General features: G+C 70.5%; 10 protein-coding genes. All 10 read left to right on the top strand.

Annotated elements, in window-relative coordinates; genetic code table 11:
* Nucleotides 1-371: 371 nt before the first annotated feature.
* The 10 genes from ABZ371_RS26955 to ABZ371_RS26910 all read left to right on the top strand — a co-directional run bounded on the left by ABZ371_RS26955 (nt 372) and on the right by ABZ371_RS26910 (nt 6,814).
* Nucleotides 372-866 carry a CrcB family protein gene (locus ABZ371_RS26955; protein ID WP_358684200.1) on the top strand — a complete coding sequence of 165 codons (495 nt, stop codon included), beginning with the start codon at nt 372-374 and terminating at the stop codon, nt 864-866.
* Nucleotides 867-1,167: 301 nt separating this feature from the next.
* Nucleotides 1,168-1,548: a CrcB family protein gene (locus tag ABZ371_RS26950; protein ID WP_358684198.1), complete on the top strand. Its 381-nt coding sequence runs from the start codon at nt 1,168-1,170 to the stop codon at nt 1,546-1,548.
* Between the two features lie 171 nt (nt 1,549-1,719).
* Nucleotides 1,720-2,025: a gas vesicle protein gene (locus tag ABZ371_RS26945; protein WP_358684196.1), complete on the top strand. Its 306-nt coding sequence runs from the start codon at nt 1,720-1,722 to the stop codon at nt 2,023-2,025.
* Between the two features lie 61 nt (nt 2,026-2,086).
* Nucleotides 2,087-2,542, top strand: a complete 456-nt coding sequence (locus ABZ371_RS26940) for a gas vesicle structural protein GvpA (protein WP_358684194.1) — start codon at nt 2,087-2,089, stop codon at nt 2,540-2,542.
* A gap of 3 nt (nt 2,543-2,545) precedes the next feature.
* Entirely contained in the window at nt 2,546-3,259 is a 714-nt protein-coding gene (locus ABZ371_RS26935) for a GvpL/GvpF family gas vesicle protein (protein ID WP_358684192.1), read from the top strand.
* A 34-nt stretch (nt 3,260-3,293) separates the two neighbouring features.
* Nucleotides 3,294-3,551 (top strand): gas vesicle protein GvpG, encoded by a 258-nt coding sequence (locus ABZ371_RS26930; protein ID WP_358684190.1) that lies wholly within the window; start codon nt 3,294-3,296, stop codon nt 3,549-3,551.
* A 25-nt stretch (nt 3,552-3,576) separates the two neighbouring features.
* Entirely contained in the window at nt 3,577-4,185 is a 609-nt protein-coding gene (locus tag ABZ371_RS26925) for a hypothetical protein (RefSeq protein ID WP_358684188.1), read from the top strand.
* Entirely contained in the window at nt 4,178-5,485 is a 1,308-nt protein-coding gene (locus tag ABZ371_RS26920; protein ID WP_358684186.1) for an SRPBCC family protein, read from the top strand. Before ABZ371_RS26925 ends, ABZ371_RS26920 begins: the two co-directional genes overlap by 8 nt.
* 64 nt (nt 5,486-5,549) lie before the next feature.
* Complete coding sequence (locus tag ABZ371_RS26915) at nt 5,550-5,990, top strand: gas vesicle protein (RefSeq protein WP_358684202.1); 441 nt, start codon at nt 5,550-5,552, stop codon at nt 5,988-5,990.
* Nucleotides 5,987-6,814 (top strand): GvpL/GvpF family gas vesicle protein, encoded by an 828-nt coding sequence (locus ABZ371_RS26910; protein WP_358684184.1) that lies wholly within the window; start codon nt 5,987-5,989, stop codon nt 6,812-6,814. Before ABZ371_RS26915 ends, ABZ371_RS26910 begins: the two co-directional genes overlap by 4 nt.
* Nucleotides 6,815-6,816: the final 2 nt, after the last annotated feature.

Below are 6,816 nucleotides of genomic sequence, written 5' to 3'. Positions count from 1 at the left end.
GCGCGCCGGACACCCGGCCGGCCGCTCCACGAGGTGCACGGTCACGTCCGGGCGCCACTCCGGGGCCCGCGTCCTCCGGTCATGCGCACCGCGCGCTGCCGTCCGGCGTTCCCCCGGCCGGATCCGGGGGAGGGCTCGAGGGCTCGCGGGCTCGCAGACCCGGAGGCCGGGGGCCGTGCGGACGCGTCGGCGCGCCAGGGGCGCAGGCCCGTCCGGGCCCCCCGGCCCGCTATGCTGGACGTCCTGCGGCGCCGGTGGCGCCGCGCGGCGGTGGGGCCCGCCGTACCCAACCGTGGCATGAGCCGCCAACGGTCCCTACTCGTGACCGGCCACTCCCAGCGCGGAAGTGGAACCACGCGTAGGAGCGAGACATGTCCCCGGAAGAGTCCGACATGCCGGTGGTGGCGCAGCCGACCGGACCCGGTGCCCGCACCACGGCCACGGCCCGGCGACCCGGGCTGTGGCGCCCGCACATCGCCGTCGTCTCGGTGATCGCGGCCGGCGGTGCTCTCGGTGCCGTCGCCCGTTACGGAGCGGCCCGGCTGTGGCCGACGGGGGCGGGTGGGTTTCCCTGGTCGACGATGACCGTCAACGCGGTCGGATGCCTGGTGATCGGGGCGTTCCTCGTCGCGGTGACAGAGGCGTGCCCGGTGCACCGGTTGGTCCGGCCGTTCTTCGGAACCGGCGTGCTGGGGGGCTTCACCACGTTCTCCACGTACAGCGTGGATGTCGAGCGGTTGTTCCACGCGGGGCACGCCGGTACGGCGTTCGCCTGTCTGGCGGCCACCCCTGTCGCCGCGCTCACGGCGGTGGGCGCCGGCGCCTGGTGTACGCGCGCTCTCCTGGCGAGGCGGAGTGTGCGATGAGCCGGACCGCAAGCCCTACCGCGGGGCTGACCGTACGTGTGGGTGGTGCTGACCACCGGCCCCACCGACCTCTGTGCGGGGACATCGGGCACCGTACCCACGCCGCCCGCCTGCCGTCCGTGGTCGACGGCTTGCCCGTCCGGGTCGCCACGTGGGGCGTCGGTGAACGTGTTCCGGCTTTCCTTCCACGTGTGAAGAATCCGTATGTTCTGGACAAGTCGGGCGCCGCGGGCCCGGCATCCCGGACGGGCCCGCGAACCGTTCGCGGTACCGCCTTCCTCGGGTCCGGCGGGACGGCGTCGTGAGCGACGTCCTCCTCGTGGCCTCGGGAGGTGCGGTGGGCGCCGTGCTCCGCTACCTGACCGGCCGGGTGGCCGCCCGTCTCGGGCCCGGCACCGTCTTCCCCTGGGACACGTTCGCCGTCAACGTCGTGGGCTCACTCGTCCTCGGCGTGCTGACCGGCGCCGTGATGGGCGGCGCCGCCGGCCACTTTGTCCAGTTGCTCCTGGGTGTCGGACTGTGCGGGGCGCTGACGACGTACTCGACGTTCTCCTACGAGACGTTGCGCCTGGCGGAGAGCGGAGCGGTGCGCCTCGCCGTGGCCAATGTGGCGGCCTCGATCGCGGCCGGCGTCGGTGCCGCTTTCGGTGGTTTCGCCCTCGCCCAGGCCCTGTTCGCCTGATCGCCGCCGTCGTGGGGCGGCCGGCCCGCCCCGTCGCGCGGGTCCGCCCCGACTGCCTGCGCGTTCGTGGATGCATACGTTCGAGTTCGATGGGCACGCGCAATGCAGCCCCGAACAAATGGCTGACCGAAGAACTGCGACGGCAGTCCCGATGACACGGCAGGCGGACGCATGGCGACGACTGAAAGTACCGAAGACAAGAGCGGCAGGAGCGGCCCGGAACGCGTAGGCCTCCCCACGGCGATGCGTAACGCCACCGGTCAGCTCGCGGAGTTGCTTCAGTGTGAGCCCGCTTCCGTTTCCTCGATGAAGGCGACGGAGGACGGCTGGACGGCTGATGTGGAGGTGGTCGAGATCGAAAAGATCCCGGACACCACCAGCGTCATGGCCACCTATCGCGTCACCCTCGACGGCCAGGGGCAACTCATGGGCTACGAGAGGACTCGCCGGTATTCGCGAGGTCAGGTCGATCGCTGAACAGAACGCACGAGAGAACCCACGCACGTGACACCACAACTCATTGGAAGGAAGACCGACGATGAGTCTCGTACAGCAGAGTAACGCCTCCAACAGCGGAGGCGGTTCCGGAAATCTCTACGACGTCCTCGAGCTCATTCTCGACAGGGGGCTCGTCATCGACGCCTTCGTTCGCGTCTCGCTCGTGGGAATCGAGATACTCAAGATCGACGTCCGCGTGGTCGTCGCGAGTGTCGACACCTACCTGCGCTTCGCCGAGGCGTGCAACCGGCTGGACCTCGAGTCGGGCCGTAAGGCCCCCGCCCAGCTGACCGACATCGTCGGGGACACGGTGGAGAGCGGAGCCAAAGGAAAGTCGAAAGGCGCCCTGACGGGCGCGGTGGAAGCCTTCACCGAGTCCTTCCAGAGCGGACGCGACGACTCGGGCGAGAAGGAGAAGGAACCGGCGAAGCGGCCGGCGCGCAAGACCTCTGCTTCGAGCAGCAGTCGCCGTACCGCTCAGCGAGAGGAGGGATAGTCCATGGCCACGTACATCTACGCGATCACCGCGGCCGGCCATCCGCTGCGGCTGGAAGGTCTGTCCGGTGTCGGCGACCCGCCGTCGGAGCTGCGGACCCTCAAGGCGGGCGACCTGTGCGCCGTCGTCAGTGACGCGCCGCCCGGACTGCGCGCCAAGCGCCGTGACCTCGTCGCCCACCAGAGCGTGCTGGAGCGGCTGATGGCCGAGGGGGCCGCGCTCCCCATGCGGTTCGGACTCGTGGGGCCGGACGACGATCAGGTGCTGGAAGCCCTCGAACGCGAGAGGGAGGGGTACACCACTCGTCTCGCCGAACTCGACGGGCGCCTGGAGTACAACCTCAAGGTCGCCCGCGACGAGGAGGGACTGCTGAGGGAGATCCTCCACGACTCGGGGGAGGCCCGGGAACTCACCGAGTACACGCGCCGCAATCCGGGTGCGCAGGACAAGATGATGGCACTCGGCGAACTGGTCGCGAAGGAAGTGCAGGTCCGTCAGGACGCGGCGGGGCGTGACATCGCGTCCGCTCTCGTCCCCGCGGCCGAACGCACCTCCGAGGGCGAGCCCACCACGAAGCACTTCCTGAACGTCTCGTACCTCGTCAGGCGCGAGGACGCCGCCGCGTTCTCGCAGGCCGTGCACGACGAGGCCGAGCGCTGGGGCGACGAATACGAATTCCGGCTGAACGGCCCGCTGCCGCCCTACAGCTTCACCTGAGCCGGACCGTCCCCGCGAAGGAGGAGTCCTCGTCATGGGTCTCATCTCGCAGATTCTGACATTCCCGCTCGCTCCCGTACGGGGCACGGCCTGGGTACTCGACCAGGTCCTGCTCGCGGCCGAGCGCGACTACTACGACCCCGAATCCGTACGCGGACAGCTCGCGGAACTCGAGCAGGCACTGCTGAGCGGTGCCATCGACGAGGACGAATTCGACCGGCGCGAGGACGAATTGTTGGACCGCCTCGAAGTGTGCGAGGCATACCAGGAGCGTCTGAGAAAGAACTCCTGAGACAGGAGATTGAGGTGTTCGAGAGATGACAGGCAACGGGAAGATAGCTGCGGCCCTCGTAGGGGGATACCTCCTCGGCCGCACGAAGAAGGCCAAGATGGCGATCGGCTTCGGGATGTTCCTGGCGGGCAAGAAGCTGAACCTGGACCCGAAGCAGCTCGGCAGGATGCTGGCCGACTCGCCGGTCCTCGGGACGCTCAACGAGCAGGTGCGCAAGGAAGTGGTGAGCGCGACCAAGAACGCCGCCACCAACGCCCTGACGCAGCGGGCCAGCGGGCTCGCCGACTCCCTGCACAGGCGGACCCTCGCGCTCGAGAACCCGGACGGCGCGGATTCCCGTGACGACGGGCAGGACGACGAGGAGTACGACGACCGGGCGGAGGCGCGGGACGACGATCACGAGGACTCCGACGAGGAGAAGCCGGCCCCGCGCCGGGGCACGGCGGCGAAGTCCTCGTCGAAGTCCGGCGCCAAGTCACCCGCGAAGTCGACGGGCCGCTCCGCCTCCGGAGCCGGCCGTTCGGCGTCGGGCGGTGCGCGCAAGAAGACGTCGTCCGCGGCACGCACGGCCTCCTCCGGCGCCCGCAAGACCACGTCGGCCGCCCGCAAGGAGCGGGGTGGCAGCAATGGCTGACTCGACGCTCGGCAAGGTCAAGGAGAGCGTGGCGAACAACCCGGCCACCGACCGGCTCAAGGAGGAGCTCCAGAGCTACCTCGCGGCCCGTGCGCAGCACGCGGTCACCAGCCTCGGGCAGCGGCTCGGTGAGGGCGTCAGCTCGATGGCCGAGGGCAAGGGCGGCCTGGGCGGTGCGGCGAAGAGCATCGCCAAGGGCGGGCAGCAGCTCAGCGAGGGCAAGTCGCCCGCCCAGGCGGCCATGGCCGCCGGTGCCTCGCACGTCAAGGACGCACTCAAGGAAAAGGTCAAGGGACTGTTCGGCAAGGGGCGCAAGGGTGGCGGCGGCAAGTCGAAGAGCGTCACCATCAGCGAGGACATCGACGTCGGCGTGCCGGTCCGCGAGGCGTACGACCAGTGGACCCAGTTCCAGGAGTTCAGCACCTTCGCCAAGGGTGTCGTCAGCGTGGAGAAGGCCGACGACACCAGCAGCAACTGGAAGGTGAAGGTCGCCAAGTCCACCCGCAGCTGGAAGGCGAACGTCACCGAGCAGGTGCCGGACGAGCGGATCACCTGGACCACGGAAGGCGCCAAGGGCACGGTGAAGGGTGTGGTCACCTTCCACGCCATCACCGACAACCTGACGCGCGTCCTGCTGGTCCTGGAGTACTTCCCGAAGGGCCTGTTCGAGAAGACCGGCAACATCTGGCGGGCCCAGGGCCGCCGGGCCCGGCTCGACCTCAAGCTCTACCGCAAGTTCATCATGATGCGCGGCGAGGCGACCGACGGGTGGCGTGGCGAGATCCGGGACGGCGAGGTCGTGGTGGAACACGACGAGGCCGTCGAGGAGGAGGAGGCCCGCGCCGCGGAGGACTCGGACGCTGACGACGGGGACGAGTCCGGCCGGGCCGAGGACGGGTACGAGGACGAGACGGACGACGAGCCGTCGGAGACCGATGACGCGTACGCCGACTCGGACGAGGAGCCCGCGGACGACGAACCGCTGGAGGAGGACGAGGAAGCCTCCGACGACGAACCCCGGGGCGAGGACGCCGCCGAGGACGAGGAGCCCTTCGACGCCGAGGACGGCGAGGAGTTCGAGGAGGCGGACGAGCCCGAGGAGGGCGACGAGCCTCAGGACGCCGAGGAGGGCGACGAGCCTCAGGACGCCGAGGACGCCGAGGACGAGGACGCCGAGGACGCCGAGGACGAGGACGTCGAGGACGAGTACGAAGAGGCCGACGAGCCCGAGCAGGGCGAAGAGGCCGACGAGCAGCCGGCCCCGCGCAGCCGGCGCCGGACGGCATCGGCGCGTGGCTGACGTGCGACGCCGACACGACAGCGGACGGGGCTGATTCCACGTGTCCGATTCACTGGCCGCCCGTATGGGGGGCTCCTCGGCAGCGTCCCCGTACGGTCAGCAAGGCTCCTCCGCGAACCTCGCCGACATCCTTGAGCGCGTTCTCGACAAGGGAATCGTGATCGCGGGCGATATCCAGATCAACCTTCTCGATATCGAGCTGCTGACCATCAAACTGCGGCTGCTGGTCGCGTCCGTGGACAAGGCCAAGGAAATGGGTATCGACTGGTGGGAGCACGATCCCTCGCTGTCCTCCCGCGCACGGCCGGAGCGGCAGGTGGCCGGTGCCCCCGACCCGTCCGGTGACGGGAGGGCGGAGGGGACGCTCGCCCAGGAGAACGAGCGGCTCCGGGCCGAGATCGCCGAACTGCGAGCCGCTTCGGGGCTCACCGCGGCGTCCGGCGACGCGCCGGGAGCGCTGCCGCGCTCCGACGTGCGGGAAGCGGAAGGCGGGGAACGCGAGTGACGACGGAATTCGACCCGGCGACGGCACGGACGCTCTCCTACGTCTACGCCGTCGGCCGCGCCGGTACCCCCCTCGACACGGCGCTGACCGGACACCCGGGCCTGGAGGAAGGGGCGCTGCGGACCGTACCGGGCGATGGCCTGGTCGCCGTGGTGTCCTCGGTGCCCTCCGAGTCCTTCGACTCGGCGGGCATCGCGTCCCGCATGGAGGACCTCGGGCTGCTCGAGGTGATGGCCCGCACGCACCACGCCGTCGTCGAGAGCGCCTCGGCCCACACGACGGTGCTCCCGATGCGGCTGGCGACGGTGTACGCCGACGACGCCCGGGTGCGGACCATGCTCGACGAGCGGGGGCCGGAGTTCGACGCGCTGCTGTCCCGTCTCGAAGGCCATGTGGAGCTGGGGGTCAAGGTCTACGCCGACCCCCGCCAGGCCGCCACCGCCGCCGCCACGGTGGGCGGTGGCCAGGACAGCGGGCGGGCTGCGAGCCCGGGCCGCGCCTACCTGCAGCAACGCCGGGCGCAGCGGCAGAACCACCGCGACGCCTACCGGGCGGCCGGAGCCGTGGCAGCGGCGATACCCGCTCGGGTGGCGGACATCGCCCGGGCGCACATGTCGCACCGGCCCCAGCAAGGCGAGCTGGCCCGGGCCGCGGGCGAGAACATCGCCAACGAGGCATACCTGGTGCACGCCTCGCAGGAGGCCGAGTTCCGCGCGGCGCTCGAAGGGCTGGCCGACGGCGTCCCGGGAGTGGAGGTCGAGGTCACCGGCCCCTGGGCCCCCTACTCCTTCGCCACCCCGCCGGCCGCCGGTGGGCCCCGGTGAAC

It is taken from the genome of Streptomyces sp. NPDC005899 (genome assembly GCF_040629645.1).
In the GTDB taxonomy this organism is placed as follows: Bacteria; Actinomycetota; Actinomycetes; order Streptomycetales; family Streptomycetaceae; genus Streptomyces.
The sequence above is the reverse complement of the archived record's forward strand: the minus strand, read 5'-3'. Positions and strand labels throughout refer to the sequence as shown.